35 protein-coding genes are annotated in these 26,757 nt (G+C 58.8%); 33 read left to right on the top strand and 2 right to left on the bottom strand.

Translation table 11 applies throughout. From position 1 onward, the window contains the following. The 27 genes from rplD to rplQ all read left to right on the top strand — a co-directional run bounded on the left by rplD (window position 1) and on the right by rplQ (window position 13,383). A complete protein-coding gene (rplD, locus tag GM655_RS19880) occupies window positions 1-621 on the top strand; it encodes a 50S ribosomal protein L4 (protein ID WP_155436395.1) in 621 nt (206 codons plus the stop codon). Further along, a complete protein-coding gene (gene rplW / locus GM655_RS19875; protein ID WP_155436394.1) occupies window positions 618-932 on the top strand; it encodes a 50S ribosomal protein L23 in 315 nt (104 codons plus the stop codon). The genes rplD and rplW overlap by 4 nt, the downstream gene beginning before the upstream one ends. Continuing rightward, window positions 932-1,759 (top strand): 50S ribosomal protein L2, encoded by an 828-nt coding sequence (gene rplB / locus GM655_RS19870; protein WP_155436393.1) that lies wholly within the window; start codon window positions 932-934, stop codon window positions 1,757-1,759. Before rplW ends, rplB begins: the two co-directional genes overlap by 1 nt. 9 nt (window positions 1,760-1,768) lie before the next feature. Further along, on the top strand, window positions 1,769-2,044 hold the full coding sequence (rpsS, locus tag GM655_RS19865; protein WP_155436392.1) for a 30S ribosomal protein S19: 276 nt from the start codon (window positions 1,769-1,771) through the stop codon (window positions 2,042-2,044). Further along, entirely contained in the window at window positions 2,041-2,373 is a 333-nt protein-coding gene (gene rplV / locus GM655_RS19860) for a 50S ribosomal protein L22 (protein ID WP_174864456.1), read from the top strand. The genes rpsS and rplV overlap by 4 nt, the downstream gene beginning before the upstream one ends. Before the next feature lie 9 nt (window positions 2,374-2,382). Next, a complete protein-coding gene (rpsC, locus tag GM655_RS19855; RefSeq protein WP_155436391.1) occupies window positions 2,383-3,159 on the top strand; it encodes a 30S ribosomal protein S3 in 777 nt (258 codons plus the stop codon). A gap of 2 nt (window positions 3,160-3,161) precedes the next feature. Next, window positions 3,162-3,581, top strand: a complete 420-nt coding sequence (rplP, locus tag GM655_RS19850) for a 50S ribosomal protein L16 (protein ID WP_008444302.1) — start codon at window positions 3,162-3,164, stop codon at window positions 3,579-3,581. Between the two features lie 12 nt (window positions 3,582-3,593). Next, the gene (rpmC, locus tag GM655_RS19845; protein WP_155436390.1) at window positions 3,594-3,785 is read left to right on the top strand and encodes a 50S ribosomal protein L29; all 192 of its coding nucleotides are present in this window, start codon (window positions 3,594-3,596) and stop codon (window positions 3,783-3,785) included. Continuing rightward, complete coding sequence (gene rpsQ / locus GM655_RS19840) at window positions 3,782-4,048, top strand: 30S ribosomal protein S17 (protein WP_155436389.1); 267 nt, start codon at window positions 3,782-3,784, stop codon at window positions 4,046-4,048. The genes rpmC and rpsQ overlap by 4 nt, the downstream gene beginning before the upstream one ends. 265 nt (window positions 4,049-4,313) lie before the next feature. Further along, window positions 4,314-4,682: a 50S ribosomal protein L14 gene (gene rplN / locus GM655_RS19835; protein ID WP_155436388.1), complete on the top strand. Its 369-nt coding sequence runs from the start codon at window positions 4,314-4,316 to the stop codon at window positions 4,680-4,682. A 9-nt stretch (window positions 4,683-4,691) separates the two neighbouring features. Continuing rightward, entirely contained in the window at window positions 4,692-5,006 is a 315-nt protein-coding gene (gene rplX / locus GM655_RS19830; protein ID WP_155436387.1) for a 50S ribosomal protein L24, read from the top strand. A 6-nt stretch (window positions 5,007-5,012) separates the two neighbouring features. Further along, window positions 5,013-5,552 (top strand): 50S ribosomal protein L5, encoded by a 540-nt coding sequence (rplE, locus tag GM655_RS19825; protein ID WP_155436386.1) that lies wholly within the window; start codon window positions 5,013-5,015, stop codon window positions 5,550-5,552. 7 nt (window positions 5,553-5,559) lie between these two features. Beyond that, entirely contained in the window at window positions 5,560-5,865 is a 306-nt protein-coding gene (gene rpsN, locus GM655_RS19820) for a 30S ribosomal protein S14 (protein WP_155436385.1), read from the top strand. 14 nt (window positions 5,866-5,879) lie between these two features. Continuing rightward, window positions 5,880-6,275, top strand: coding sequence for a 30S ribosomal protein S8 (gene rpsH, locus GM655_RS19815; protein ID WP_155436384.1), 396 nt, complete (start codon window positions 5,880-5,882; stop codon window positions 6,273-6,275). A gap of 10 nt (window positions 6,276-6,285) precedes the next feature. Beyond that, entirely contained in the window at window positions 6,286-6,819 is a 534-nt protein-coding gene (gene rplF / locus GM655_RS19810; RefSeq protein WP_155436383.1) for a 50S ribosomal protein L6, read from the top strand. 14 nt (window positions 6,820-6,833) lie between these two features. After that, window positions 6,834-7,196: a 50S ribosomal protein L18 gene (rplR, locus tag GM655_RS19805; protein ID WP_155436382.1), complete on the top strand. Its 363-nt coding sequence runs from the start codon at window positions 6,834-6,836 to the stop codon at window positions 7,194-7,196. A 9-nt stretch (window positions 7,197-7,205) separates the two neighbouring features. Then, on the top strand, window positions 7,206-7,724 hold the full coding sequence (rpsE, locus tag GM655_RS19800; protein WP_155436381.1) for a 30S ribosomal protein S5: 519 nt from the start codon (window positions 7,206-7,208) through the stop codon (window positions 7,722-7,724). 10 nt (window positions 7,725-7,734) lie between these two features. Continuing rightward, window positions 7,735-7,917, top strand: coding sequence for a 50S ribosomal protein L30 (rpmD, locus tag GM655_RS19795; RefSeq protein ID WP_155436380.1), 183 nt, complete (start codon window positions 7,735-7,737; stop codon window positions 7,915-7,917). A gap of 27 nt (window positions 7,918-7,944) precedes the next feature. Further along, window positions 7,945-8,376 carry a 50S ribosomal protein L15 gene (gene rplO, locus GM655_RS19790; RefSeq protein WP_155436379.1) on the top strand — a complete coding sequence of 144 codons (432 nt, stop codon included), beginning with the start codon at window positions 7,945-7,947 and terminating at the stop codon, window positions 8,374-8,376. Window positions 8,377-8,408: 32 nt separating this feature from the next. Continuing rightward, on the top strand, window positions 8,409-9,743 hold the full coding sequence (secY, locus tag GM655_RS19785; protein ID WP_155436378.1) for a preprotein translocase subunit SecY: 1,335 nt from the start codon (window positions 8,409-8,411) through the stop codon (window positions 9,741-9,743). A gap of 18 nt (window positions 9,744-9,761) precedes the next feature. Next, on the top strand, window positions 9,762-9,980 hold the full coding sequence (gene infA, locus GM655_RS19780; RefSeq protein ID WP_005663428.1) for a translation initiation factor IF-1: 219 nt from the start codon (window positions 9,762-9,764) through the stop codon (window positions 9,978-9,980). Window positions 9,981-10,013: 33 nt separating this feature from the next. Beyond that, window positions 10,014-10,127, top strand: a complete 114-nt coding sequence (gene rpmJ, locus GM655_RS19775; protein ID WP_005663407.1) for a 50S ribosomal protein L36 — start codon at window positions 10,014-10,016, stop codon at window positions 10,125-10,127. Between the two features lie 27 nt (window positions 10,128-10,154). Next, the gene (gene rpsM / locus GM655_RS19770; RefSeq protein WP_155436377.1) at window positions 10,155-10,520 is read left to right on the top strand and encodes a 30S ribosomal protein S13; all 366 of its coding nucleotides are present in this window, start codon (window positions 10,155-10,157) and stop codon (window positions 10,518-10,520) included. 14 nt (window positions 10,521-10,534) lie between these two features. Next, complete coding sequence (rpsK, locus tag GM655_RS19765; RefSeq protein ID WP_072786827.1) at window positions 10,535-10,939, top strand: 30S ribosomal protein S11; 405 nt, start codon at window positions 10,535-10,537, stop codon at window positions 10,937-10,939. Window positions 10,940-11,149: 210 nt separating this feature from the next. Then, on the top strand, window positions 11,150-11,773 hold the full coding sequence (gene rpsD, locus GM655_RS19760) for a 30S ribosomal protein S4 (protein ID WP_371866901.1): 624 nt from the start codon (window positions 11,150-11,152) through the stop codon (window positions 11,771-11,773). Window positions 11,774-11,882: 109 nt separating this feature from the next. After that, entirely contained in the window at window positions 11,883-12,860 is a 978-nt protein-coding gene (locus GM655_RS19755) for a DNA-directed RNA polymerase subunit alpha (protein WP_155436376.1), read from the top strand. A 124-nt stretch (window positions 12,861-12,984) separates the two neighbouring features. After that, window positions 12,985-13,383 (top strand): 50S ribosomal protein L17, encoded by a 399-nt coding sequence (gene rplQ / locus GM655_RS19750; protein WP_155436375.1) that lies wholly within the window; start codon window positions 12,985-12,987, stop codon window positions 13,381-13,383. A 178-nt stretch (window positions 13,384-13,561) separates the two neighbouring features. Here rplQ and GM655_RS19745 read toward each other — a convergent pair whose 3' ends face one another. Further along, the gene (locus tag GM655_RS19745; protein WP_155436374.1) at window positions 13,562-15,235 is read right to left on the bottom strand and encodes a M28 family peptidase; all 1,674 of its coding nucleotides are present in this window, start codon (window positions 15,233-15,235) and stop codon (window positions 13,562-13,564) included. A gap of 130 nt (window positions 15,236-15,365) precedes the next feature. On the opposite strand from GM655_RS19745, the gene dsbD reads away from it, so the two are divergent. Further along, a complete protein-coding gene (gene dsbD, locus GM655_RS19740) occupies window positions 15,366-17,348 on the top strand; it encodes a protein-disulfide reductase DsbD (RefSeq protein ID WP_155436373.1) in 1,983 nt (660 codons plus the stop codon). Window positions 17,349-17,473: 125 nt separating this feature from the next. Here the strand turns inward: dsbD and GM655_RS19735 are convergent, their stop codons facing one another. Next, window positions 17,474-17,977 (bottom strand): Spy/CpxP family protein refolding chaperone, encoded by a 504-nt coding sequence (locus GM655_RS19735; protein ID WP_155436372.1) that lies wholly within the window; start codon window positions 17,975-17,977, stop codon window positions 17,474-17,476. Window positions 17,978-18,178: 201 nt separating this feature from the next. Between GM655_RS19735 and GM655_RS19730 the strand changes: the two genes are divergently transcribed. From GM655_RS19730 to GM655_RS19710, 5 genes are all read left to right on the top strand, one after another. Then, on the top strand, window positions 18,179-18,907 hold the full coding sequence (locus GM655_RS19730; RefSeq protein WP_155436371.1) for a response regulator: 729 nt from the start codon (window positions 18,179-18,181) through the stop codon (window positions 18,905-18,907). Beyond that, window positions 18,904-20,259 carry an ATP-binding protein gene (locus tag GM655_RS19725; protein ID WP_371866899.1) on the top strand — a complete coding sequence of 452 codons (1,356 nt, stop codon included), beginning with the start codon at window positions 18,904-18,906 and terminating at the stop codon, window positions 20,257-20,259. The genes GM655_RS19730 and GM655_RS19725 overlap by 4 nt, the downstream gene beginning before the upstream one ends. 109 nt (window positions 20,260-20,368) lie before the next feature. Beyond that, window positions 20,369-21,565, top strand: coding sequence for an efflux RND transporter periplasmic adaptor subunit (locus GM655_RS19720; protein ID WP_155436370.1), 1,197 nt, complete (start codon window positions 20,369-20,371; stop codon window positions 21,563-21,565). A 3-nt stretch (window positions 21,566-21,568) separates the two neighbouring features. Continuing rightward, complete coding sequence (locus tag GM655_RS19715) at window positions 21,569-24,706, top strand: efflux RND transporter permease subunit (RefSeq protein WP_155436369.1); 3,138 nt, start codon at window positions 21,569-21,571, stop codon at window positions 24,704-24,706. 70 nt (window positions 24,707-24,776) lie between these two features. After that, the gene (locus GM655_RS19710; protein ID WP_155436368.1) at window positions 24,777-26,660 is read left to right on the top strand and encodes an FAD/NAD(P)-binding protein; all 1,884 of its coding nucleotides are present in this window, start codon (window positions 24,777-24,779) and stop codon (window positions 26,658-26,660) included. The last annotated feature ends 97 nt before the right edge of the window (window positions 26,661-26,757 follow it).

Here is a 26,757-nt window from a genome sequence, read left to right as displayed (position 1 = left end):
ATGGAACTCAAGCTCTTGAACGCACAAGGTCAAGCCGCCTCTAACGTTGCTGCCGCCGACACCGTCTTCGGCCGTGACTACAACGAAGCCCTGATCCACCAGATCGTCGTTGCTTACCAAGCCAATGCCCGCAGCGGTAACCGCAAGCAAAAAGACCGTGAAGAAGTTCACCACACGACCAAGAAGCCATGGCGCCAAAAAGGTACCGGCCGTGCTCGTGCTGGTATGTCCTCGTCGCCACTGTGGCGCGGCGGTGGTCGCATCTTCCCGAACTCGCCTGACGAGAACTTCACCCACAAAGTGAACAAGAAGATGTACCGCGCTGGTATCTGCTCGATCCTGTCGCAACTGGCTCGTGAAGAGCGTCTGGTTGTGGTAGAAGATTTCGCTATCGAAGCTCCTAAGACCAAGCTGCTGTCGCAAAAGCTGACCGGCATGGGCTTTGACTCGGTGCTGATCATTACCGATACCGCCAACGAAAACCTGGAACTGGCTTCGCGCAATCTGCCGAACGTTCTGGTCGTTGAACCACGTCACGCAGATCCAATGTCCCTGGTGTTCTACAAGAAGATCCTGGTCACCAAAGCTGCACTGGCTAAGATTGAGGAGATGCTGGCATGAGCGCATTGAAATTTAGCGAAGAGCGCCTGATGAAGGTGCTGGTAGCTCCGGTCATTTCCGAAAAGGCCACCATGGTCGCGGAAAAGAACGAGCAGATCGTGTTCCGTGTTACCACCGACGCGACCAAGCCAGAAATCAAAGCCGCTGTTGAACTGCTGTTCAAAGTGGAAGTGGAATCGGTGCAAACCGTAAACCGCGAAGGTAAGCAGAAGCGTTCCGGTGCTCACATCGGCCGCCGCAACCATACCAAGCGCGCTTTCGTGTGCCTGAAACCTGGCCAGGAAATCAATTTCTCCGAGGAGGCTAAATAATGGCACTCGTTAAGATGAAGCCAACCTCCCCAGGCCGTCGCGGCATGGTGAAAGTTGTTAACGCCGACCTGTACAAAGGCCGTCCGTTCGCAGCGCTGGTTGAGAAAAAATCGAAAACTGCTGGCCGTAACAACAACGGTCACATCACCACCCGTCATATCGGTGGTGGCCACAAGCAGCACTATCGTCTGGTTGACTTCAAGCGTCAAAAAGATGGTATTCCTGCAAAAGTGGAGCGTATCGAATACGATCCTAACCGTACCGCGCACATCGCTCTGCTGTGCTACGCCGACGGTGAGCGTCAGTACATCATCGCTACCAAAGGCATGGCCGTGGGCGACACCGTGATGAACGGTTCGGAAGCTCCGATCAAAGCCGGTAACTGCCTGCCTATCCGCAACATCCCAGTCGGTACTGTGATGAACTGCGTTGAAATGCTGCCAGGTAAGGGTGCTCAGATGGCCCGTACCGCTGGTGCTGGCGTTGTGCTGATGGCCCGTGAAGGTACCTACGCTCAGGTGCGTCTGCGCTCCGGCGAAGTACGTCGCGTGCACATCGAGTGCCGTGCAACCGTGGGTGAAGTCGGCAATGCCGAACACAGCCTGCGTAAGATCGGTAAAGCTGGTGCGATGCGCTGGCGCGGTGTTCGTCCTACCGTTCGCGGTGTGGTCATGAACCCGATCGACCACCCGCACGGTGGTGGTGAAGGCCGTACTGCAGCTGGTCGTCACCCAGTGTCGCCATGGGGCCAGCAGACCAAGGGTAAGAAGACTCGCAGCAACAAGCGTACTTCTTCGATGATCGTCTCGCGCCGCGGCAAGAAATAAGGATAAATCATGACTCGTTCATTGAAAAAAGGGCCGTTCTGTGACGCCCACCTGGTGAAAAAAGTCGAAGCCGCGCAAGCGTCCAAAGACAAAAAGCCAATCAAAACCTGGTCCCGTCGCTCGACCATCATGCCTGACTTCATCGGCCTGACGATCGCTGTTCACAACGGCAAGCTGCACGTGCCTGTGTATGTTTCCGAGAACATGGTTGGTCACAAGCTCGGTGAATTCGCGCTGACCCGCACGTTCAAGGGCCATGCCGCTGACAAGAAGGCGAAGAAATAATGGAAACCAAAGCTATCCTCAAAGGTGTGCGCCTGTCCGACCAAAAAGGTCGTCTGGTTGCTGACCTGATCCGTGGCAAGAAGGTTGACGCTGCACTCAACATTCTGCAATTCAGCCCAAAAAAGGGCGCGACCATCATCAAGAAAGTGCTCGAGTCGGCAATCGCTAACGCTGAGCACAATGACGGCGCGGACATCGACGAACTGTTCGTGAAAACGATCTACGTCGAAAAGGGCCCGATCCTGAAGCGCTTCACTGCACGCGCTAAAGGCCGGGGTGATCGTATCTCGAAACAATCCTGTCACATTTACGTGACTGTCGGCAACTAAGGAGTCACGATGGGACAGAAGATACATCCAACCGGTTTCCGTCTGGCCGTAACCCGTAACTGGGCTTCGCGCTGGTACGCTGGCAATGGCAACTTTGCTGCCATGCTGAATGAAGACCTGAAAGCTCGCGCTTTCCTGAAAACCAAGCTGAAGAACGCTTCGGTCGGCCGCATCGTGATCGAGCGTCCAGCCAAGAACGCGCGCTTCACCATCTACAGCTCGCGTCCGGGCGTGGTCATTGGTAAAAAAGGCGAAGACATCGAAGTACTGAAGTCGGCCCTGACCAAGATCATGGGCGTGCCTGTGCATGTGAACATCGAAGAAATCCGCAAGCCAGAAATCGACTCGCAGCTGATCGCTGACTCGATCGCTCAGCAGCTGGAAAAGCGCATCATGTTCCGCCGCGCGATGAAACGTGCTATGCAAAACGCCATGCGTCTGGGTGCCCTGGGCATCAAGATCATGTCGTCGGGCCGTCTGAACGGTATCGAAATCGCTCGTAAAGAGTGGTATCGCGAAGGTCGTGTGCCGCTGCACACCCTGCGCGCCGATATCGACTACGGTACCAGCGAAGCTTCGACCACCTACGGCATCATCGGTGTGAAGGTTTGGGTTTACAAAGGCGATCGTTCGGCTAACGGCGACGCACCAGTGATCGATACCCCACCAGACGAGAAGAAGCCACGTGGCCCACGTCGCGACGACGGTAAACCAGCTGGCCGTCGTCCAGCCGGTGCCGGCCGTGTGCGTAGCGCCGCCAAGCCGGCCGAGAAAGCAGGAGAATAATCATGCTGCAACCAGCACGCAGAAAGTATCGTAAAGAGCAGAAAGGCCGTAACACCGGCATTTCGCACACCGCCGGCACTTCGGTGTCGTTCGGCGAATTCGGTCTGAAAGCCGTGGCCCGTGGTCGTATCACGGCCCGTCAAATCGAGGCTGCACGTCGCGCCATGACCCGTCACATCAAACGTGGCGGCCGTATCTGGATTCGCGTGTTCCCGGACAAACCGATTTCGAACAAACCTGCCGAAGTCCGTATGGGTAACGGTAAAGGTAATCCGGAATACTACGTCGCCGAAATCCGTCCAGGCAAAGTCCTGTACGAAATGGATGGCGTCGCAGAAGAACTGGCGCGCGAAGCATTCCGCCTGGCCGCTGCCAAACTGCCACTGGCAACCACTTTCGTGGTTCGTCAAGTTGGTCAATAACAGGAGTGAAATATGAAAGCATCTGAACTCCGCGGCAAAGACCAGGACGCTCTGCAAAAAGAGCTGAATGACCTGTTGAAGGCCCAGTTTGGCCTGCGTATGCAAATCGCTACGCAACAACTGAGCAACACTTCGCAGCTCAAGAAGGTACGTCGCGATATCGCACGTGTAAAAACGGTAATGAACACGAAGGAAGCCAAATGACTGATCAAGTAAAGCTGAAGCGTACTCTGATCGGTAAGGTGGTGTCCGATAAAATGGACAAAACCGTTACCGTTCTGATCGAACGCCACGTCAAACATCCTTTGTACGGTAAGATCATCGTCCGCTCGAACAAGTATCACGCGCACGACGAGACCAACCAGGTGAAAGCCGGTGACACGGTGGAAATCACGGAAGGTCGTCCGATCTCCAAAACGAAGGCATGGACCGTAACGCGTGTGGTGCAAGCCGCACAAATCGTTTAATTGACGATCTCGCCTCCGACCTTAGGGCCGGGGGCGGTTTTTCAATTAGTTCTTGCAAGCCCGCAAATAGTATGTAATACTTGCGGGCTTCGTTCATGTAACGCCGCAAAGTGTCTGGCCACAGACGCAGAACCGCGCGGTCAGTAGCTGTACGAAGGTCAAGCACCCAAACAGTGGGCTCTGCATGAGCACTCTGGCGGGACCAAGACTGACCGCAGGTCCGCATTGTGTGGATTCTTCGGCTTAAGTTGGGAAAGAGAATACTATGATTCAAACTGAAAGCCGGCTCGAAGTGGCCGACAACACCGGTGCAAAAGAAGTTCTGTGCATCAAGGTGTTGGGCGGCTCCAAGCGCCGTTATGCAAGCATTGGCGATGTGATCAAAGTAACCGTTAAGGTTGCTGCGCCACGTGGCCGTGTTAAAAAAGGTGAAATTTATAACGCCGTGGTTGTGCGTACCGCTAAAGGTGTGCGCCGCCAAGATGGTTCCCTGGTGAAGTTCGATGGCAATGCCGCCGTTCTGCTGAACGCCAAACTGGAACCAATCGGTACCCGTATTTTTGGACCAGTAACGCGCGAACTGCGTACTGAAAAGTTCATGAAGATCGTGTCCCTGGCACCTGAAGTCCTGTAAGGAGTCGTAATGGATAAGATTCGTAAAAACGACGAAGTCATCGTTCTGGCCGGGAAAGACAAGGGCAAGCGTGGCGTCGTTCAGCGTCGTGTAGATGCTGAGCACGTCGTGGTTGAAGGCGTCAACGTTGCTAAAAAAGCGACCAAGCCTAACCCAATGACTGGCGTACAAGGTGGTATCGTCGATAAGACTATGCCGATTCACGTGTCCAACGTTGCACTGTTCAATGCAGCGACTGGCAAGGCAGACCGTGTTGGTTTCAAAGAAGTGGATGGCAAAAAAGTCCGCGTCTTCAAATCGTCCGGCGAAGTAGTGAAGGCTTAAGAAATCATGGCACGTCTCCAAGAGTTCTATAAAGAAAAAGTCGTTGCTGACCTGACCGCTAAGTTCGGTTACAAGTCGGTAATGGAAGTTCCACGTCTGACCAAAATCACCCTGAACATGGGTGTGGGTGAGGCTGTTGCGGACAAGAAGGTCCTCGAGCACGCTGTCGGCGACCTGACCAAGATCGCTGGTCAAAAACCAGTGACCACCAAATCGCGTAAAGCAATCGCGGGTTTCAAAATCCGTGAAGGCTACCCGATCGGTACCATGGTTACCCTGCGCGGCGCTCGTATGTACGAGTTCCTGGATCGCTTCATCACCGTGGCCCTGCCACGCGTGCGCGATTTCCGCGGTGTGAATGGCCGTGCGTTCGATGGTCGTGGTAACTACAACATCGGCGTGAAAGAGCAGATCATCTTCCCGGAAATCGAGTACGACAAGATCGATGCGCTGCGTGGTCTGAACATTTCGATCACCACCACCGCCAAGACCGACGACGAAGCGAAAGCTCTGCTCGCCGCCTTTAAATTCCCGTTCAGGAACTAAGTAGATCATGGCAAAACTCGCACTGATTAACCGTGAGCAGAAGCGCATTGACCTGGCAAACAAGTTTGCTCCAAAGCGCGCTGCACTGAAGGCCATCATTGATGACCAGTCGAAGTCGGAAGAAGAACGTTACGAAGCGCGCCTGAAGCTGCAAGCGCTGCCACGTAACTCGGCACCGACCCGCCAGCGTAACCGCTGCGCCGTCACCGGTCGTCCACGCGGCACCTTCCGTAAATTCGGTCTGGGCCGTATCAAGCTCCGTGAATTCGCCATGCGTGGTGAAATTCCGGGTATGACTAAAGCAAGCTGGTAATAGGAGAATAAGCAATGAGTATGAGCGATCCTATCGCCGATATGCTGACCCGCATTCGCAACGCCCAAGGCGTGCAAAAAGCGACCGTGGCTATGCCATCGTCGAAAGTTAAAGTTGCGATTGCCAACGTCCTCAAGGACGAGGGTTACATTGAAGATTTCGCAGTTGCCGAAGCTGATGGCAAAGCGGAACTGAAAATCGGTTTGAAGTATTATGTTGGCCGTCCCGTCATTGAGCGCCTGGAGCGCGTGTCCCGTCCGGGCCTGCGTATCTACAAAGGCAAAGACGAGATCCCTACTGTGATGAATGGCTTGGGTGTGGCGATCGTGTCGACTCCGCAAGGCGTCATGACTGACCGCAAAGCACGCGCTACCGGTGTCGGCGGCGAAGTTATTTGCTACGTCGCATAAGGAGTTACACATGTCTCGAGTAGCTAAAATGCCTATCGCTGTGCCAGCTGGCGCTGAAGTCGCCATCTCCGCACAAGCGATCACCGTCAAAGGCCCGCTGGGCGTTCTGACCCAGTCCCTGAACGGTCTGGTAGCAGTAGAAAACAATGCAGGTACCCTGAGCTTTACGCCAGCCAATGACTCCCGCGAAGCCAATGCCATGTCCGGCACGCTGCGCGCTCTGGTCAACAACATGGTGAACGGCGTTACCAAGGGTTTCGAGAAGAAGCTGAACCTGATCGGCGTGGGCTACAAAGCTCAAGCACAAGGCGACAAGCTGAACCTGTCGCTGGGCTTCTCCCACCCTGTTGTGCACACCATGCCAGAAGGCGTGACCTGCGCAACGGCCACCCCGACCGAGATCGTCATCAAAGGCATCGACCGTCAAAAAGTGGGCCAAGTGGCTGCTGAAGTTCGTGCTTACCGCGCTCCTGAGCCATACAAAGGCAAGGGCGTCCGTTATTCGGACGAAGTGGTTAAGATCAAAGAAACCAAGAAGAAGTAATTTAGGGGCTGACGATGGACAAGAAAGAATCACGTCTGCGCCGCGGACGCCAAACCCGGATCAAGATCGCGCAATTGAAAGTGAACCGCCTGTCGGTACACCGCACCAATCAGCACATTTACGCGAACCTGACCTCGCCAGATGCCAAAGTACTGGTATCGGCCTCCACGGCAGAAGTCGAAGTGCGCAACGAACTGGCTGGCAAGTCGGGCAAAGGCGGCAATGCTGCTGCTGCCGCTCTGGTTGGCAAGCGCGTCGCAGAGAAAGCACTGAAAGCAGGGATTACCGAAGTAGCGTTCGATCGCTCCGGTTTCCGTTACCACGGCCGTGTGAAGGCGCTGGCAGAAGCCGCGCGCGAAGCCGGTCTGAAGTTCTAAGGAACGATCATGGCAAAAATGCAAGCAAAAATGGCAAGCGACAAGCCGGATGATGGCATGCGCGAAAAAATGATCGCGATCAACCGCGTGACCAAAGTGGTCAAGGGTGGTCGTATCATGGGTTTCGCCGCGCTGACCGTAGTTGGTGACGGCGATGGCCGCATCGGCATGGGCAAAGGCAAGTCGAAGGAAGTTCCAGTCGGTGTGCAGAAGGCAATGGAAGAAGCCCGTCGCAACCTGATCAAGGTTTCCCTCAAAAACGGTACCCTGCAACACACCGTGACCGGTCGTCACGGCGCATCGAAAGTGATGATGTCGCCTGCGAAACCTGGTACCGGCGTGATCGCTGGCGGCGCTATGCGCGCAATCTTCGAAGTAATGGGCGTGACCGACGTGGTGGCAAAATCCACCGGTTCGAGCAACCCTTACAACCTGGTGCGTGCAACGCTGGACGGTCTGGCAAAAATGAGTACTCCTGCTGAGATTGCTGCTAAACGCGGCAAGTCGGTAGAAGACATCCTGGGCTAAGGTGAACGCGATGACACAAAAAACCATCAAAGTACAATTGGTCAAGGGCTTGATCGGCACGCGTGAAGATCACCGTGCTACCGTTCGCGGTCTGGGTCTGCGTCGTGTAAACTCGGTTTCCGAGCTGCAAGACACCCCATCCGTGCGCGGCATGATCAACAAAGTCTCGTACCTCGTTAAAGTTGTTGCGTAAGCCCCCGGGCTTACACACGGAGAAATCATGGAACTGAATACCATTCAACCAGCCGAAGGCGCGAAGCACGCTAAGCGTCGCGTAGGCCGCGGTATCGGCTCCGGCCTGGGTAAAACCGCAGGTCGTGGTCACAAGGGTCAAAAATCGCGTTCGGGCGGCTTCCACAAAGTCGGCTTCGAAGGCGGTCAGATGCCTCTGCAGCGCCGTCTGCCTAAGCGCGGTTTCAAGTCGCTCAACGCTACCTTCAAAGCTGAAGTGCGTCTGTCCGACCTGAACAACCTGGCTGTTGGCGATGTCGACATCCTGGTACTGAAACAAGCTGGCGTACTGAGCGTGCTGGCACGCGACGTGCGCGTCATTCTGTCCGGCGAGATCACCAAAGCGGTGAACCTCAAAGGCCTGAAAGTGACCGCTGGCGCGAAAGCCGCCATCGAAGCAGCCGGCGGCTCGGTAGCCTGAGTTGACCGCTAACAGCTTGATCGGAGCGAAAATTGGCGACTAACCCACAATTAGCTAAAAGTGCAGCAGCTGGTTTCCCTTGGGGCCGGCTCTGGTTCTTGCTTGGCGCATTGGTGGTGTATCGTATCGGTGCTCATATCCCCGTTCCGGGGATTGATCCGGTGCAATTGGCCGCGCTGTTCAAGTCGCAAGAGGGTGGCATCCTGGGCATGTTGAACATGTTCAGTGGTGGCGCTCTCGCGCGCTTCACAGTCTTTGCGTTGGGTATCACGCCTTACATCTCGGCATCGATCATCATGCAACTGGTGTCGATCGTTTCGCCACAGATGGAAGCGCTCAAAAAAGAAGGCGAAGCAGGCCGTCGCAAGATCACCCAGTACACCCGTTATTTCACGGTGGTGCTGGCGACGTTCCAAGCGTTGGGCATTGCAGTCGCACTGGAGTCGCAGGCAGGTCTGGTGCTGGATCCAGGCTATGCATTCCGCTTCGTTACGGTCGTGACGCTGTTGACCGGAACCATGTTCGTGATGTGGTTGGGCGAGCAGATTACTGAGCGCGGTCTCGGTAACGGCATCTCCATCATCATCTTTGCAGGTATCGCGGCTGGTCTGCCGGGTGCACTGGGAGGCCTGGCCTCGTCGGTTGCCAACGGTTCGATCGGTGCCTTCTCTGCAATCGTCATCATGATCCTGGTTGTCGCGGTAACGTTCTTCGTAGTCTTTGTCGAACGTGGCCAACGCAAGATTCTGGTGAATTATGCGAAACGTCAAGTGGGCAACAAGATTTACGGTGGTCAAACCTCGCACCTGCCATTGAAGTTGAATATGGCCGGCGTGATTCCACCTATCTTCGCTTCGTCGATTATCTTGTTCCCGGCAACGATCGTGGGCTGGTTTACCACGGGCGCCGATACGGCGAATCCCGCGGTCCGGTTCCTGAAAGATTTGGCTGCATCGATGGGGCCAGGCGAGCCCATCCACGCACTGTTGTACGCCATTGCGATCGTGTTTTTCTGTTTCTTCTATACAGCGCTGGTATTTAACAGCAAGGAAACAGCGGATAACTTGAAGAAGAGCGGGGCCTTTGTGCCAGGGATCCGTCCCGGTGAGCAGACTGCCCGTTACATCGACAAGATCCTGACACGTTTGACACTGGCTGGCGCCATCTACATTACCCTGGTGTGTTTGTTGCCGGAATTCATGCAAGCCGAGTGGAAAGTACCGTTCTATTTTGGTGGTACTTCTCTGTTGATTATTGTAGTTGTGACCATGGATTTCATGGCCCAGGTACAAAACTATGTAATGTCGCAGCAATATGAATCGCTGCTGCGCAAAGCAAACTTCAAAGGCGGAATTCCGACGCGATAAGCGCGGTAAACATACCGAATGGCAAAAGACGACGTCATACAGATGCAGGGCGAGATTCTTGAGAATCTGCCAAATGCAACATTTCGAGTAAAGCTGGAAAACGGACACGTGGTGCTCGGGCATATTTCGGGTAAAATGCGGATGAACTATATCCGCATTCTTCCTGGCGACAAGGTGACGGTAGAGCTGACACCTTACGATCTGAGCCGCGCACGTATCGTGTTCCGGACCAAGTAATTTTAGATAATCGAACCAACAAGAGAGTGCAAAATGAAAGTTAACGCCTCAGTCAAGCGGATCTGCCGCAACTGCAAGATCATCAAGCGCAAGGGCGTTGTTCGCGTAATCTGCGTCGAACCACGTCACAAGCAGCGTCAAGGTTAATAACCGTTATTTATCGAGGAATAACGAATGGCACGTATTGCAGGGGTTAATATCCCAAATCATCAGCACACCGTTATCGGCCTGACGGCCATCTACGGTGTAGGCCGTCCACGCGCAAAGTTCATCTGCGCCGCTACGGGTATTGCGACCGATAAAAAGGTCAAAGATCTGGACGACAGCGAACTGGAAAAACTGCGCGATGAAGTAGCTAAATTCATCGTCGAAGGCGATCTGCGTCGCGAACTGTCCATGAACATCAAGCGTTTGATGGATCTGGGTTGCTACCGCGGCCTGCGTCACCGTAAGGGCCTGCCGGTCCGCGGTCAACGCACCCGCACCAATGCACGTACCCGTAAGGGCCCGCGCAAAGCCGCTCAATCGCTCAAGAAATAATCTAGGGAAATCACATGGCTAAGCAACAAAGCAGCGCCGCAGCAGCGCGCGTACGCAAGAAGGTCAAGAAGAACGTAGCCGAAGGTATCGCTCACGTTCACGCTTCCTTCAACAACACCATCATCACCATCACCGACCGTCAGGGCAATGCTCTGTCGTGGGCGACCTCCGGTGGTGCTGGCTTCAAGGGTTCGCGTAAATCGACCCCGTTCGCAGCGCAGGTTGCGGCTGAAGCAGCTGGTAAAGTCGCAATCGAATGCGGCGTGAAGAACCTGGAAGTACGTATCAAGGGCCCTGGTCCTGGTCGTGAATCCGCAGTGCGCGCACTGAACAACCTGGGCATCAAGATCACCGAGATCCAGGACGTGACCCCAGTACCGCACAACGGCTGCCGTCCTCCAAAACGTCGTCGTATCTAATGGCCTGCCCGCCTCGGCGGGTATGCTGTTAAAAAAAAGCTGGAGCAGTAGGCCGGAAACGGCTATACTCTCCGGCTGTTCTCGTCTTGCGGGCGCAGAAATGTGCATCGCAGGATTATTTAGCCACCGTCTGGCCCACCCTGAGGATCAGACTAGCGCCTAACCGTCGCAAGATGGCTGGGGCGTTATTATTTATAAAAAGGAAGCATCGTGGCACGTTATATCGGTCCTAAAGCTAAACTCTCCCGTCGTGAAGGTACTGACCTGTTCCTGAAGAGCGCACGTCGCTCGCTGGACAGCAAGTGCAAACTGGACGTCAAACCAGGCCAGCACGGCGTTAAATCGGGTGCCCGTACCTCCGACTACGGCAACCAACTGCGCGAAAAGCAAAAAGTTAAACGTATGTACGGCGTGCTGGAACGTCAGTTCCGTCGCTACTTCGCTGAAGCTGACCGCCGCAAAGGCAACACCGGTGAAACCCTGCTGAAACTGCTGGAAACCCGTCTGGACAACGTTGCTTACCGCATGGGCTTCGGCTCGACCCGCGCTGAAGCACGTCAGCTGGTTTCGCACAAAGCCTTCACCGTGAACGGCCAAGTTGTGAACATCGCTTCGTACGTTGTGAAAGTCGGCGACGTGATCGCTGTCCGCGAAAAATCGAAAAAGCAAAACCGTATCATCGAAGCGCTGTCGCTGGCTGAACAAGTCGGTATGCCAGCTTGGGTGTCGGTCGATGCCAAGAAAATGGAAGGTACTTTCAAGTCCCTGCCAGAGCGTAACGAAATCGCTAACGACGTCAACGAATCGCTGATCGTCGAGCTGTACTCGCGTTAATCTGTAGTTCGCTGCAAAAAAACCCGCCCACTCCATCGAGTGGGCGTTTTCACTAATGCCATCAGCCTTATCGGCTTAACGCGCCGAGGGTATTGAAAAGGACATTTACATGCAAAACAGTCTGTTGAAGCCACGTATTATCGACGTTGAGGCACTCGGTGCCGGTCACGCTAAAGTTGTGATGGAGCCGTTCGAACGTGGTTATGGCCACACCCTGGGCAATGCGCTGCGTCGCGTACTGCTGTCGTCGATGGTAGGCTACGCGCCGACCGAAGTGACGATCGCTGGCGTAGTTCATGAATACTCGTCGCTGGACGGCGTACAGGAAGACGTGGTTGACCTGCTGCTGAACCTGAAGGGCGTGGTCTTCAAAGTCCACAACCGTGACTCCGTCACCCTGACCCTGAAGAAAGAAGGCGAAGGCGCCGTGCTGGCATCGGATATCGATCTGCCACACGATGTAGAGCTGATTAATCCTGAGCACGTGATTGCCCACCTGACCGCTGGCGGCAAGCTGGACATGCAGATCAAAGTGGAAAAAGGCCGTGGCTATGTGCCAGGTAACGTCCGCCGTCTGTCCGAAGACACCAACAAAACCATCGGCCGCATCATTCTGGATGCCTCGTTCTCGCCTGTGCGTCGCGTTTCCTACGCCGTGGAATCGGCCCGTGTGGAACAGCGTACCGACCTGGACAAGCTGATCATCAACATTGAAACCAATGGTGTGATCTCGCCGGAAGAAGCGATCCGTCAATCGGCCCGCGTACTGGTAGACCAACTGAACGTGTTCGCGGCACTGGAAGGCACCGAAGCTGCTGCCGAAGCGCCATCGCGCGCACCGCTGGTCGATCCTATCCTGCTGCGTCCAGTGGACGATCTGGAACTGACCGTACGTTCGGCCAACTGCCTGAAAGCAGAAAACATCTACTACATCGGCGATCTGATCCAGCGTTCGGAAAACGAACTGCTGAAGACGCCAAACCTGGGTCGCAAGTCGCTCAACGAAATCAAGGAAGTTCTGGCTTCGCGCGGCCTGACTCTGGGCATGAAGCTGGAAAACTGGCCACCTGCTGGTCTGGAAAAGTAATTCGCTGTATTGCTGTACCCGTCCGGCACATGGTGTGCCGGACGTCATCCCTAGAACCGGTCCGCGCCCAGTAGCAATACTCGGCGATCGAAGAACTCGGATTTAAACACTGAAAGGAAGTACCATGCGTCACCGTCACGGCCTCCGTAAGCTGAACCGTACCTCGTCCCACCGTCTGGCAATGCTGCGCAACATGACCGTTTCCCTGCTGCGTCATGAAGCCATCAAAACCACGCTGCCAAAAGCTAAAGAACTGCGCCGCGTAGTTGAGCCTATCCTGACCCTGGGCAAGACCGACACTCTGGCTAACAAGCGTCTGGCATTCTCGCGTCTGCGCGATCGTGAAATGGTTCTGAAGCTGTTCGCAGAACTGGGCCCACGTTACGCTAACCGCAACGGCGGTTACCTGCGCATCCTGAAAATGGGTTTCCGTGTTGGCGACAACGCTCCAATGGCTTACGTTGAGCTGCTGGACCGTCCAGAAGCAACCGACATCGAAGCCGCTCCAACCGCTGAAGAGTAATCTTCGCGTTAGTGCGCATTAAAAAAGCCGGGCTAGCCCGGCTTTTTTTTCGCCCGGGGTCAGGTCGGGCAAAGTGCAGGGGTCAGGTCGGGCGTTGGTGCGTTATTTGAGAAATCTCAAAAACTGCACTTTGCCCGACCTGACACCGACACTTTGCCCGACCTGACCCCTAGTTGGATTAATGCAGGCGGCGCTGGCCGGCGGCTTTGAATTCGGAACCGTCGCGCCATTGCGGCGTGGTGCCGTTGGCAATTTCCAGTCCCACCTGGAACAGCAGGCCGATGTCCTGCACGCCACCGCTGAAGTCCCAGTCCGTACGCACGATGTCGCTGGTCTGGTGGTAGTCGTGCGCCACATAATGGTTCACCACTTCGGCCGCGTAGTTGTCGGGACGGTCGAGGTAGGCGCTACGCGCTTTGGTGTACAGCACGGGTACGCCCGCGCGGGCAAATTCCAGTTGGTCGGCACGGTAGAAGCTGCCCAGTTCGGGGCGGCTGTCGTTTTCCATCTTGCGGCCCTGTGCTGCCGCATACTTGGCCAGCAGTTCGTCGATGCTGGAATGACCCGACGTGACGTTTTCGATTTGTGCCGTCTTGCCCCATGCATTGATGCCGTCGATATTGATGTTGGCCACGGTCTGGCGCAGCGGCACGAGTGGATGGGCGGCATAGTATTTGGCACCGAGCAGGCCCCGTTCTTCTGCCGTGGTGGCGAGGAACAGGATGGAGCGTTTGGGCGCCTGTGCGGCAGGCAGGGCCTTGTAGGCCTTGGCCAGTGCCAGCAGGGCGGCCGTGCCGGAAGCGTTGTCGAGTGCGCCGTGGTAGATCTGTTCGGTTCGGCTGCCCGGCAGGCGGGTATCGATGCCGAGGTGGTCCCAGTGGGCGCTGTAGATCACGTATTCATGCTTGAGCTTGGGATCGCTGCCTTCGATCAGTGCCACGACATTGTTCGATTTCAGGCTGCGCGTCTGGTTGTCGATCTGGAAGTCGGCTCGGGCTTTCAGTACCACGGGCTGGAAGTCCTTCTTCAGCGCCTGCTGCTTGAGCTGCTCGAAGTCATAGCCGGCGGCAGACAGCAGTTCCTTGGCACGGTCTAGCTGTATCCAGCCCGGCACGGTCGGGGCGTCCGGATCGGCGCCCTTGCGCTGCAGGCTGAAATGTTCGCCCACGCCACCGCTGCGCACCACATCCCATGGATAGGCCGCCGGTTTGGTTTCATGGATGATGATGGCAGCGGCCGCGCCCAGCTTGGCGGCGATTTCATATTTGTAAGTCCAGCGCCCGTAATAAGTCATGGCCTTGCCCTTGAACATGGCCGGATCGAGCTGTTCGGGGTTGTTCGGGTCGGGTATCGCAGGGTCGTTAATCAGCATCAGCAAGGTCTTGCCCTTGACGTCCAGACCCTTGTAATCATCCCAGCCGTATTCGGGTGCCTGCACACCGTAGCCGACGAACACGATGTCCGAACCCTTGATCTGGGCATGGTCGCCCGGCGTGGTGGAGTGGGCCACGTAATCGTCGGGGAACTTCAGGCTGACCTGTTTGCCATTCACCTTGTAGCTGAACTGCGGCACGGGCTTCTGGCCGCGCATGGGCACGCCCTGCACCCAGCTGCCGTCCGGATTGCCGGAACGCAGACCCAGTTGGCGGAACTGCTGCTTCAGGTAGTCCACCGTGCGCGCCTCGCCCACGGAGCCGGGCGCCCGCCCTTCGAATTCGTCCGAGGCCAGCACCTTGATGTGCTGCAGCAGTTCGTCGGCCTTGATGCTGGCCAGCGCCGCATCGGGACTCTGGGCCTGTGCGCCGGCACAGACCAGCAGGGTAGAGCACAGCAGGGGGCGTAGGGTCGCCATGGTTCACTCCGTCAGAAAAAATTCCAGTGTCGCACAGAACTTGTCCGAGACGTAGCTTTAAGGGCTCTATCAGCCGGTCTGAGCGCAGTCGGTGTACTATGCGGGAGAGCCGTTTTATCGAAAGAAGTCCATGTTGCGTTTTGTCCGTCTGTGCCTTGCGCTGTTTGCGCTGATCGCTGTTCTGGGCCCTGTGCCGGCCCGTGCCGATGACGGTTTCCTCGAGCCCGATGCAGCCTTCAAATTCTCGGCGCGCATGGTGGACGGCCATACGGTGGCAGTAACTTTCCAGATCGCCGATGGCTACTATATGTACCGCGAGCGCTTCAAATTCAGCGCCGTGGGTGCCAAAGTGGGCGCACTGGCAATTCCGGCTGGCACCGTGCACTACGATGAAACTTTCCAGAAGAATGTAGAGACTTACCGCAAATCCGTCACCATGACGATGCCGGTCGATGCTGCTGGCAGCTTTACGCTACAGGGTACGGGGCAGGGCTGCTCGGACAAAGGCCTGTGCTACGCACCGCAAGACTACAAGATCACGCTGGTTGGTAGCGGCTCGGTGCCGCTGCCTGCAGTCGCGCCGGCTGCCAACACTGCCGCCGCGGGCACCAACACCCCGGCCGGTGGCGCCGTCTCTGTGGCGGGCAAGACCGTCGCCAGCGGTGCCGCCGCCGGTACGCCTGTGACCGCTGGCGGCGTCGCGACGACTGATACTGCTGCCGTCAACACGGCAGCTACCGGACTGGAAGGCAAACCGGCGCCCGTGACGCCCGGCGTCACCATCCGCGCCATTCCCGAACCTGTGACCACCTTGCTGCCGCCGGAAACCTCGGCAGTGCCTGCCGGTGCGGCCGGCAACGAGACCGGTAAACTGGAAGCAGCGCTCAAGTCCGGCAAGCTGTTGGTAATCCTGCCGCTGTTTGCCTTGCTGGGACTGGGGCTGTCCTTCACGCCCTGCGTGCTGCCCATGGTGCCTATCCTGTCGTCCATCATCGTCGGCGAAGGCTCGAATACCACCCGTGGCCGTGGCCTGCTGTTGTCGGCCACCTATTCGCTGGGCATGGCCATCGTCTACACGGCACTGGGCGTGGCTGCCGGTCTGGCCGGTGAAGGGCTGGCTGCGGCTTTGCAGAACCCGTGGGTGCTGGGCAGCTTCGGCGTACTGATGGCCATTCTGTCGCTGTCCATGTTCGGCGTGTATGACCTGCAGGTGCCGGCCGCGCTGCAATCGAAACTCAGCGATGTCTCCAACCGCCAGTCGTCCGGCAAGCTGGCCGGCGTGTTCGTCATGGGCGCCATTTCTGCGCTGATCGTCGGCCCCTGCGTGGCCGCACCGCTGGCCGCTGCGCTGGTCTACATCAGCCAGAGCCGCGATGTGCTGATAGGCGGTAGCGCCCTGTTCGCCATGGCCATAGGCATGAGCGTGCCGCTGATGCTGGTCGGCGTTTCGGCCGGTGCCTTGCTGCCACGCGCAGGCGTGTGGATGGATGGCGTGAAGCGCTTCTTCGGTGTGCTGATGCTGGCCATGGGCTGGTGGCTGGTGGCGCCCGTGCTGCCGGCGGCCGTCCAGATGCTGGGCTGGGCCGCGCTGTTCGTGGGCTACGGCATGTATCTGCTGCTCAATCGCGGCCATTGGTTCGCCAAGTCGGCTGCGCTGGTGTTTGTTGCACTGGGGCTCGTGCAACTGGCGGGCGTGGTCAGTGGCGGGCGTGATCCGCTCGCACCGCTGGCCCATCTGGGCAGCCAGCAGCACAAGCCGCTGGTGTTCCAGCGCATCAAGACGGTACAGCAGCTTGATGCCGTACTGGCCAATACCGGCGGCAAAACCGTGATGCTGGATTTCTATGCCGACTGGTGCGTGTCCTGCAAGGAAATGGAAAAGCTGACCTTCGTGGCACCCTCCGTGCAGGCGGCGCTGGCCAACACCGTGCTGCTGCAGGTGGATGTGACGGCCAACGATGCCGATGACAAGGCCATGCTGAAACGCTTCGGCCTGTTTGGCCCGCCAGGCATCATCCTGTTCGACCGTGACGGTAAGGAAATCGCCGGTGCCCGCGTAATCGGTTTTCAAGATGCGGCCAAGTTCACCACCTCGCTGGAACGTCTGCGCTAAAAAAGTCTAGAACGGTCTAAAACGGTCTAGAACGGTCTAGATCAGTCTAGAACCGGTCTAAAAAAGTCTAAAAAGTCTAAAACGCTGGACACTGCGGTACGCGTCAGTGCCCAGCCGCTAGCCGCTTATTTGGCCGTGTCAGCGTGATGCTCGCCTGTAGCACCACGGGCGCGGCGCTGCATGGGGTGGCCGCCGTGGGCGCCGCCCATGGTATGGTCATCGAATACGGCTTTCTGTTCAGTGCTGAGCTGGCCGTAGAAGGTGTTCAGGGCCGCCAGATGGGCTTCCATCTTGGCCTGACGCTGTTTGTGATGCTCTATCATTTTGCTCATGCGTTCAGGCGCCGTCATCTTGGCGGCCGCGCCGTGCTCTGGCCAGGCCTGATCACCGGCCGCTGGCTTGATGGCAGCCTGATAGGTCGCCCAGGCCGATTCCTGCTGCGCCGTCAGCTTCAGCAAGTCGTGCAGGCGGGCCTGACGCTTGGCAAACATATCACCCATCTTGGCCTGCATCTGGGCGCGGTCCGGCATGCCGTGGTGGCCCGCTGCCGGGGCTTTGTCCTGTGCCTGAGCGGCGGCCATGCCCAGTACCGTGAAACCGATCAGGAGAGTAGTGCGTAAGGCTTTCATGGTAGTTCCTTTATCAGTGAATTAATCCGTCGCGCTGCTTCGTTGTGGGCACCGCGCTGAACACCATCTTGGCAGCGCAAGTTTGCCGCCAAGTTTCCCTTGCGGCGCTTTTTGTATCCAGATGTTTCCTTGGCCCCGTCATATACAAGACGATACAATTGGCGATTGCCCACAGCTAGGTGAACTGGGGATAATGGGCGCATGGAACCCACATCTACTATCTTGATCGTCGACGACGATCGCGACATCCGCTCCCTGCTGGCCGATTATCTGGAATCGAACGGCTACCGCGCGCTGGCCGCCGCCGATGGTCTGGCCATGTGGAAGCTGCTGGAAGACGCCCGCCCCGATCTAGTGGTGCTGGACCTTAACCTGCCCGGCGACGATGGCCTGACCCTGTGCCGCAAGCTGCGCGCCCAGTCTACTCTGCCCGTCATCATGCTGACCGCGCGTAACGAACCGCTCGACCGCATCCTCGGGCTGGAAATGGGCGCCGACGATTACCTGCCCAAACCGTTCGAGCCGCGCGAACTGCTGGCCCGTATCCGCAGCGTGCTGCGACGCAGTAACGCCATGCCTAGCGGCGGCGCGGCCGACAAAGCCCATTTGCTGCGCTTCTCGGGCTGGACGCTGGACCTGACGGCACGCCATCTGCTCAATCCGGACGGCATCGTCATCATGCTGTCGGGCGCAGAGTTCCGCCTGCTCAAAGTCTTCCTCGAGCACCCTAACCGCGTGCTCAACCGCGACCAGTTGCTGAACCTGACGCAGGGCCGCGATGCCGACCCGTTCGACCGTTCTATCGATATCCAGATCAGCCGTCTGCGCCAGAAACTCGGCGAAGATGCACGCCTGCCGCAGATCATCAAGACCGTGCGTAACGGCGGCTATGTGCTGGCAGGGCAGGTCACCATGGAGCCACACGCGTGAGAGCTTTTCTCGGATCCATGACGGGCCGCGTGTTCCTCGTCCTGTTGCTCGGTATCGTCGCCTCGGCGGCGCTGACCCAGTGGCTGGCCGTGGGCGAACGCACGCGTGCCATCGAACGCTACCGCGACTTCCATGCACTGGAACGGGCCGAGCAGTTGATCACCACGGCCGATGTGCTGCCTGCTGCTTCGCGCCCCACCTATCTGCGTGTGGCCGGCCGCGGCACTGTCAAGCTCGAGCGGACTGATCTGGCCATGGCCAAGGCGCTGCCGCCTAGTGACTTTTCCGCGCTGCTGCAGCAACGTGTCGGGCCCACCATTTCGCTGGGGCCGCTGGCTGAACGCCCGTTGGAGTGCGATGAGCCCCGTAAAGGCCGCGATTTCTTCGCGCCGACTCAGTGGAAGGGCACTTGCGAAACCATGACGGTGCAACTGACGGATGGCGAAATCATGAAGCTGTCCGTGTTGCCACCGCGCTCGCCGCCACCGGCCCAGCACAGCGAGTGGCTGGCCATGCTGCCCTTCCTGCTCAGCATTGCCGGTCTGGCCTATCTGGTTACGCGCATGACGGTACGCCCGCTGCGCACGCTGGCGCAGGCCGCCAAAGACCTCGGCAACGACATCAATCACCCGCCCGTGGTACTCAGCGGTGCGGCCGAAATCCGTCAGGCCAGTGCCGCCTTCAACGCCATGCAGGCGCGCATCCGCCAGCACATCCAGCAGCGCACGGAAATGCTGGCTGCGATTACCCACGATCTGCAGACGCCGCTCACGCGCATGCGTCTGCGGCTGGAAAAAGTCCATGACGAGGAATTGCAGCAGCGCTTGATCGATGACCTGTCCGCCATGCAGCAGATGGTGAAAGAAGGGCTGGATCTGGCGCGCAGCATGGACTCGACGGAAACCATGCAGGCGCTCGACCTCGATGCGCTGCTCGACAGCGTGTGCAGCGACGCCACCGATGTGGGCCAGTCGGTGGAACTGCGCGGCCGTGCTGCGATGGCGCTGATGGGGCGTCCGCTGGCGATCCGGCGCTGCCTGATGAATCTGATCGACAACGCCGTCAAATACGGCCACTACGCCCATGTGTCGGTGGAGCGGCTGGTCGGCGCGGCGCGCATCCGCATCCGCGACGGCGGCCCCGGCATCGATCAGGACCAGATGGCCCGCGTGTTCGAACCGTTCTACCGGGTGGAAAGCTCGCGCTCGCGCGCTTCCGGCGGCACGGGGCTGGGCCTGACCATCGCCCGCAATATCGCCGAGCAGCATGGCGGCAGCGTGGTGCTGGCCAACCATGCCGAAGGCGGCCTCGAAGTGACGCTGGTGGTACCTGAATACTACGCTGGCCGTTGATCTCGACGGTCAGTCAACCATACTGTGCGACAATGTTTCGCCCTGCAAAGGTGGCCGTGGAAGCGATAGCTTCAGCGGCCACTGTTCCGACCGAAAAACTTATCGAACAATGAAAAAATCTTCCCTCGCCATTCTGATCGCTGCAGTCGCCGGAGCCGGTGCTGTCGGCTGGAACATGACCCACCACAGTGTCGAGCCTGCCAAGCCAGCAGGCCCCGGCCAGCAAGGGCCAACCACGGTCGCGATTACGGCAGCCAAGCGGCAGGACGTGCCGGTGGTACTGCAGGCGAATGGCACGGTGACGCCGATCAGCACGGTGGACCTGCATGCCCAGATCACCAGCACTATCTCGCGCGTGCATATCAAGGAAGGCCAGTTCGTCAAAGCCGGCGAGCTGATGTTCACGCTGGATGACCGCGCAGCGCGTGCCAATGTGGACAAGGCACAGGCACAGGTGGTGCGCGATCAGGCCGCGCTGGCCGATGTGGAGCGCCAATACAAACGCGCACAGGAACTGTTTGCCCAGAAGTTCGTCGCCCAGAGCGCCATCGATACGCTCAAGAGCCAGGTTGATTCGGCCCGTGCGCTGCTCAACGCCGACATGGCAGCGGCCCGTTCCACCAGCGTGGACGCCAGCTACAACAGCATACGCGCACCGATGGCAGGGCGGGTAGGCGCGATCAATGTGTATCCGGGCAGTCTGGTGCAGGTGGCCACGTCGCTGACCACGATCACCCAGCTCGACCCCATCACGGTGGCGTTCACGCTGCCGGAATCGGCACTGGCGACCTTGCTGCAGGCGCAGCGCGATGGCAGCGTGGCCGTCAAGGCCACCACCGGCGACGGCGTGCAGGAAGTCAGCGGTGCGCTGAGCTTCATCGATAACACGGTCGATCCCGTGGCCGGTGTGATCCGTGTGAAAGCCCAGTTTGCCAATAAGGAAACTCGTTTGTGGCCGGGCCAGTACGTCAACACGCGGCTGGTCGCGCAGGTGCTGAAAGACGCCATGGTAATTCCGCAGAACGCCATCATCAGCAACACGCGCGGCACCTTTGTCTACACGGTCGATGACGAGCAGAAGGCCAAGGTGGTGAACATCAAACGCCTGTATGCGTTTGGCGAGAGCGCCGCCGTCAGCGGTCTGGATGGCAGCGAGAAAATCATCGTCGATGGTAAGCAGAACCTGCGTCCGGGCGGCAAGGTGCGCATCGCCGCAGCCGCTGGCGGCAACGGTGCTGCTGCCAGTGCGGGCGCAGCGGCCAGTGGCGCTGGCAGCACGCCGGCCAACGACAAGCAGAAGGGCTAAGCAATGAATCTGTCCGAGTTGTGTATCCGCCGGCCAGTGATGGTAGTACTGCTGTCGCTGACCCTGATACTGGCTGGTGTACTGGCCTACTTCTACATCCCTGTGGCCGCGCTGCCCAGCTATAACACGCCCGTCATCAACGTCTCGGCCGACCTGCCCGGCGCTTCGCCCGAGACCATGGCATCGTCGGTGGCGTTGCCGTTGGAGAAGCAGTTCTCCACCATCGCCGGTCTGTCGGTGATTACTTCGACTAACACGCTGGGCAATTCCTCGCTGACGCTGGAATTCGACCCCAGCATCAACGTCAACGAAGCGGCCATCGATGTGCAGGCCGCGCTGCTGCGTGCCCAGCGCCAGTTGCCGATCGAGATGACGGATCTGCCGTCCTACCGCAAGGTCAATCCGGCCGATGCGCCCGTGCTGTTCATGACCATGAACTCGCCGTCGCTGACGCTGTCGGAACTCAATGACTATGCGGAGAACCTGATCGCGCCTAGCCTGTCCACCTTGCCTGGCGTGGCGCAGGTGACGGTGAACGGCCAGAAGCGTTTTGCCGTGCGTATCCGCGCCAAGTCCGAGCTGATGAACGCGCGTAACATGACGCTCGACGAATTGCAGCAGGCGATCAAATCGGCCAACGCGAATACCCCGCTCGGTATCCTCGATGGCCCTAGCCAGACCCTGACCATACAGGGCAACGCCCAGTTGATGAAGGCGGCCGAATTCGCCGAACTGATCATTGCCCAGCGCAACGGCCAGCCCGTGCGCCTGAAAGATGTGGCGACGGTTGAAGACAGCTTCCAGTCCGTCAAGACGGCCGGTAGCTACAACGGCGAGCGCTCCATCGTATTGCTGGTGATGCGCCAGCCTGATGCGAATACCGTGCAGGTGGTCGATGGCGTGCGCCGTCTGCTGCCGCGCTTCAAGAATCAGGTGCCGGCTTCCATCAACATCAATCTGGTCAACGACCGTTCCGTGTCGATCCGCGAAGCGATTCACGACGTGAACCTGACGCTGGCACTGACCATCTTCCTCGTAGTGATGGTGATCTTCCTGTTCCTGCGCCGTGCGGCGGCCACCTTCATTCCGGCCATCACCATGCCGATTTCGCTGCTGGGCGCGCTGGCGCTGCTGTATGCGTTTGGCTATAGCCTCGACAACGTTTCGCTGCTCGGCATCACGCTGGCCGTGGGGCTGGTGGTGGACGATGCCATCGTGGTGCTGGAAAACATCGTGCGCCACATCGAGCTGGGCAAGAAGCCTTTGCAGGCGGCGCTGGTGGGCTCGAAGGAAATGGGTTTTACGATTATTTCGATTTCCGTGTCGCTGGTGGCAGTGTTTATCCCCATCTTCTTCATGCCCGGCGTGATCGGTCTGATGTTCCATGAATTCGCCGTGGTGGTGGGCCTGTCCGTGCTGGTGTCAGCGGCTGTGTCGCTGATGCTGGTGCCTATGCTGGCCAGCCGTTTGCTGCCGGCCGACGCGGTTGATCCCGAGCACGACAAGGGCGGCTTTATCGGCCGCTGGTTCGAGGCCGGCTTCACGGCTCTGCGCAACAGCTATGTGCGCACGCTGGATGTGGCGCTGCACCACCGCTACATCGTGCTCTTGGCGGCACTGGGCACGTTTGCGCTGACGGCGGCGCTGTACATCACGATACCGAAAGGCTTCTTCCCCGAGGAAGATCTGGGCCAGATCCGCGTCAACACGGAAGCGTCGGAAGATATTTCGTCTTCGGCCTTGCAGGAGCTGCAGGAACGCGTCGCTGCCGTGATCCAGAAAGATCCCAACGTACAGGATGTGACCTCGTTTGTCGGTGGCGGTAACAGTGGCCGTATGTTCCTCGTGCTCAAGCCGCGCAACGAGCGCAAGAGCATGCCGGAAGTACTCGATAGTCTGCGCAAGGCCACCAAGGCTGTGCCCGGCATCGCTGTCTACCTGAGTCCCGTGCAGAATCTGCAGCTTGGTGGCCGCCAGTCCAAGAGCCGCTACCAGTACACGCTGCAATCGGTCAGCCCCGGTGCCTTGAACGAGTGGGCGCAGAAATACCTCGACCAGCTGCGTGCCGATCCCGATTTCCGCGATGTCACCAGCGATTCGCAGAACCGCGGCCTGCAGGCTACGCTGAAGATAGATCGCGACAAGGCCAACAACCTCGGCGTGGCCATCGGCGATATCCGCACGGCGCTGTATCTGGCCTTCGGCGAGCGTCAGGTATCGACCATCTATACGCCCGCAGCCAGCTACAACGTGATTCTGGAAGCGGCCACTTCCGACCGCCAGTTCGATGATGCGCTGACCCGTATCTCGGTGCGCAACAAGACGGGCGCGCTGGTACAACTGTCCAGCTTTGCCACGGTGGAGCGCACGGTGGGGCCGACGGCCGTCAACCATCAGGGCCAGTTGCAGGCCATCACGCTGTCCTTCAATCTGGCGCCCGATGTGCCGCTGGGTAAAGCCACGGCCAAGATCGACAAGATGGGACTGGACATGCATTTGCCGCCATCCATCATCACCAACTATGGCGGCGATGCCGCCGTGTTCCAGAGTTCGCAGGGCAGCCAACTGATCCTGATCATCGCGGCACTGGGCGTGATCTACGTGCTGCTGGGCGTGCTGTATGAAAGCTATATCCACCCACTGACGATTCTGGCCGGTCTGCCTTCGGCCGCCGTGGGTGCGCTGCTGACGCTGCGCCTGTTCAATCTGGATCTGACCATGATCGCCATCATCGGTATCCTGATGCTGATCGGTATCGTCAAGAAGAACGCCATCATGATGATCGACTTTGCCCTGCACGTGCAGCGTAACGAAGGCCGCGCGCCGGCCGATGCGATCCGCGAAGCCTGTATCCTGCGCTTCCGCCCGATCATGATGACCACCATGGCCGCGCTGATGGGCGCGTTGCCGATCGCGCTGGGTCTGGGGGCGGGCGCCGAACTGCGCCAGCCGCTGGGTCTGGCCGTCGTAGGCGGACTGATCTTCTCGCAAGTGATTACGCTCTACATCACGCCCGTGATCTACCTGTTCCTCGACAAATACAGCGGTACGGGCCCCATGAGCGACGAGGAGCTGGCCGGCAAACCTGTGCCGACAGTCCATGCGGTCGAATTGAAAGCCGTCAGTACGGCCAAGCATTGAGCAGTGACAACTAGCCGGGCGACGGTTTCTTTATCATAGGAAAGGTGACTATGAGAAAGGACGGTCGCCCATGCAGCGCTATAGTGTCGCCATCATCGGCATGGGGCCACGCGGCCTGAGTGTGCTGGAACGGCTCGCGGCGCTGTGCGGCCATACGGGGCTGGCGCTCGACATCACGGTGATAGAGCCGGGCCCGTGCGGCGCCGGCGTGCACGACCCCGAACAATCGCGCCATCTGCTAATCAATACGCTGGCCAGTCAGGTCACGCTGTTTCCGCTGCATGGCAGTGTGCGCTACTCCACTATCTGCCCAACGCCCAGCCTGACGGAATGGGCACGCCAGCAAGGCTATCGCCGCTACGAGGACGGCGGCTATGCCACGCACTGTGACAGTGGCCATGTTGCTGGCAGCAGCATCAGCGATGGCGATTATCTGCCGCGCGGTTTGCTGGGCGCCTATCTGTGCTGGGCCTATGCCCAACTGGCCGCAGCCTTGCCCGCTTGCGTCATTCTGCAGCAGCACAGCGCCAGTGCCTGCGATCTGACTCTGCAGGCTGATGGCCAGTGGGCCGTCATGCTGGACAGCGGCGCCGTGGTGCGCAGCCACTTCGTATTTATCACCACGGGACATGACCGCCAGCAGCCCGACCCCGAGCAGGAAGAACTGGAAGGTTTCGTGCGGCAGCACAGCGCACGCAATCGACAGTTAGCGCTGGTGCGCGAACTGTATCCGGCCACCCAGTTGCAGCGGATAGCCGCCGGCACGCAGGTGGCCATACAGGGACTGGGCTTATGTGCCCACGATGTGCTGGCCGAGCTGACGCTGGGGCGGGGCGGCCGCTATTTGCCGCACAACACCAGCCATGGTGCAGGCTTGCGCTATCTGCCGTCCGGCGCCGAACCACGTTTGACGCTGTGCTCGCGCCTATGCCTGCCCGCAGCGGCGCGCGGCCTGAACCAGAAAGGGCTGGCTGGCCGCCATGCGGCCCAGTATTTCACCCCGCAGGCACTGGCCGCGCTGCGTGCCCGCGCCCAGTTGCGCGACGGCAGTCCACAGCTCGATTTCGAACGCGACGTATTGCCTTTGCTGCAGCGGGAAATGGCGTGGGTGTACCGCAGCACGCTGGCCGGTCATGCGCTCGATCCGCAACGCTTTGTGCTGACGGCCGGTGATGCGGCCCAGATCATGCGCTGGCTGTTCCCGCTGCAGCAGCGCCGCTTTGCCACGCTGGGACAGTTCCGTCACTACGTACACGATTGGCTGTTGCGTGATCTGGCGGCAGCCCAGCAAGGCAATCTGGGCAATGCCTGCAAGGCCGCGCTGGACGTGTTGCGCGACTGCCGCGCCACCTTGCAGGCGGCGCTGGAATTCGGTGGCCTGACACCGGCTTCGCACCGCCAGTTCCTGCAACGCTACCATCCGGCCATCAACCGCATGGCCTACGGCCCGCCACTGCGGCGCAACCAGCAGTTGCTGGCGCTGATGGAGGCGGGAATCGTGCAGTGGCTGGCCGGCCCCGGCTGCCATATCGAGACGGATGCGGCCAGCGCCCGTTTCCAGTTGTGCACGCCGCTGGCCAGTGGCTGGGTCCGGCAGGGCGCGGATGTGCTGGTGGTGGCACGGCTGGCGGGCTTTTTTCCCTTCCAGACAACATCCTTACTCATCCGTAATATGCTGGCGCGAGGGCTCGCGCGGCCTTACCAAAATGGCGATTTTCACCCGGGCGGGCTGGATATCGATGGCGCCAGCCAGTTGCTAGATCGGCAAGGGCAGGTCTGTCCGCGCCTGTGGGCGCTGGGCTTTCCCGTCGAGGGCGCGCACTACTACACCCATGCTTTACCGAGGCCGGGGCTGGTTTCACGCGTGGTGCAGGATGCCGAGCGCTGCGTGCTGGCGCTGGCTCAGCAATTGCTGCCGCAGCACCAGTATGGGGCAGTTTGTAACGCCGGCTGATACATACGGTAACATCCTTCAAGGCGGGGAACTTGTAAGCTAGCAGCGCTAGCATGGCGGGTATAGTCTGCTTGCGCTCCGGTTCCCAAAACAGCGC

It is taken from the genome of Pseudoduganella danionis (assembly GCF_009720775.1).
Classification (GTDB): Bacteria; Pseudomonadota; Gammaproteobacteria; order Burkholderiales; family Burkholderiaceae_D; genus Rugamonas; species Rugamonas danionis.
The sequence above is the reverse complement of the archived record's forward strand: the minus strand, read 5'-3'. Positions and strand labels throughout refer to the sequence as shown.

Bases quoted from the DNA above. Each gene is read 5' to 3' on its own strand.
- rplD (WP_155436395.1), top strand. From the start codon at position 1: ATGGAACTCAAGCTCTTGAACGCACAAGGTCAAGCCGCCTCTAACGTT.
- rplW (WP_155436394.1), top strand. From the start codon at position 618: ATGAGCGCATTGAAATTTAGCGAAGAGCGCCTGATGAAGGTGCTGGTA.
- rplB (WP_155436393.1), top strand. From the start codon at position 932: ATGGCACTCGTTAAGATGAAGCCAACCTCCCCAGGCCGTCGCGGCATG.
- rpsS (WP_155436392.1), top strand. From the start codon at position 1,769: ATGACTCGTTCATTGAAAAAAGGGCCGTTCTGTGACGCCCACCTGGTG.
- rpsC (WP_155436391.1), top strand. From the start codon at position 2,383: ATGGGACAGAAGATACATCCAACCGGTTTCCGTCTGGCCGTAACCCGT.
- rplP (WP_008444302.1), top strand. From the start codon at position 3,162: ATGCTGCAACCAGCACGCAGAAAGTATCGTAAAGAGCAGAAAGGCCGT.
- rpmC (WP_155436390.1), top strand. From the start codon at position 3,594: ATGAAAGCATCTGAACTCCGCGGCAAAGACCAGGACGCTCTGCAAAAA.
- rpsQ (WP_155436389.1), top strand. From the start codon at position 3,782: ATGACTGATCAAGTAAAGCTGAAGCGTACTCTGATCGGTAAGGTGGTG.
- rplN (WP_155436388.1), top strand. From the start codon at position 4,314: ATGATTCAAACTGAAAGCCGGCTCGAAGTGGCCGACAACACCGGTGCA.
- rplX (WP_155436387.1), top strand. From the start codon at position 4,692: ATGGATAAGATTCGTAAAAACGACGAAGTCATCGTTCTGGCCGGGAAA.
- rplE (WP_155436386.1), top strand. From the start codon at position 5,013: ATGGCACGTCTCCAAGAGTTCTATAAAGAAAAAGTCGTTGCTGACCTG.
- rpsN (WP_155436385.1), top strand. From the start codon at position 5,560: ATGGCAAAACTCGCACTGATTAACCGTGAGCAGAAGCGCATTGACCTG.
- rpsH (WP_155436384.1), top strand. From the start codon at position 5,880: ATGAGTATGAGCGATCCTATCGCCGATATGCTGACCCGCATTCGCAAC.
- rplF (WP_155436383.1), top strand. From the start codon at position 6,286: ATGTCTCGAGTAGCTAAAATGCCTATCGCTGTGCCAGCTGGCGCTGAA.
- rplR (WP_155436382.1), top strand. From the start codon at position 6,834: ATGGACAAGAAAGAATCACGTCTGCGCCGCGGACGCCAAACCCGGATC.
- rpsE (WP_155436381.1), top strand. From the start codon at position 7,206: ATGGCAAAAATGCAAGCAAAAATGGCAAGCGACAAGCCGGATGATGGC.
- rpmD (WP_155436380.1), top strand. From the start codon at position 7,735: ATGACACAAAAAACCATCAAAGTACAATTGGTCAAGGGCTTGATCGGC.
- rplO (WP_155436379.1), top strand. From the start codon at position 7,945: ATGGAACTGAATACCATTCAACCAGCCGAAGGCGCGAAGCACGCTAAG.
- infA (WP_005663428.1), top strand. From the start codon at position 9,762: ATGGCAAAAGACGACGTCATACAGATGCAGGGCGAGATTCTTGAGAAT.
- rpmJ (WP_005663407.1), top strand. From the start codon at position 10,014: ATGAAAGTTAACGCCTCAGTCAAGCGGATCTGCCGCAACTGCAAGATC.
- rpsM (WP_155436377.1), top strand. From the start codon at position 10,155: ATGGCACGTATTGCAGGGGTTAATATCCCAAATCATCAGCACACCGTT.
- rpsK (WP_072786827.1), top strand. From the start codon at position 10,535: ATGGCTAAGCAACAAAGCAGCGCCGCAGCAGCGCGCGTACGCAAGAAG.
- GM655_RS19755 (WP_155436376.1), top strand. From the start codon at position 11,883: ATGCAAAACAGTCTGTTGAAGCCACGTATTATCGACGTTGAGGCACTC.
- rplQ (WP_155436375.1), top strand. From the start codon at position 12,985: ATGCGTCACCGTCACGGCCTCCGTAAGCTGAACCGTACCTCGTCCCAC.
- GM655_RS19745 (WP_155436374.1), bottom strand. From the start codon at position 15,235: ATGGCGACCCTACGCCCCCTGCTGTGCTCTACCCTGCTGGTCTGTGCC.
- dsbD (WP_155436373.1), top strand. From the start codon at position 15,366: ATGTTGCGTTTTGTCCGTCTGTGCCTTGCGCTGTTTGCGCTGATCGCT.
- GM655_RS19735 (WP_155436372.1), bottom strand. From the start codon at position 17,977: ATGAAAGCCTTACGCACTACTCTCCTGATCGGTTTCACGGTACTGGGC.
- GM655_RS19730 (WP_155436371.1), top strand. From the start codon at position 18,179: ATGGAACCCACATCTACTATCTTGATCGTCGACGACGATCGCGACATC.
- GM655_RS19720 (WP_155436370.1), top strand. From the start codon at position 20,369: ATGAAAAAATCTTCCCTCGCCATTCTGATCGCTGCAGTCGCCGGAGCC.
- GM655_RS19715 (WP_155436369.1), top strand. From the start codon at position 21,569: ATGAATCTGTCCGAGTTGTGTATCCGCCGGCCAGTGATGGTAGTACTG.
- GM655_RS19710 (WP_155436368.1), top strand. From the start codon at position 24,777: ATGCAGCGCTATAGTGTCGCCATCATCGGCATGGGGCCACGCGGCCTG.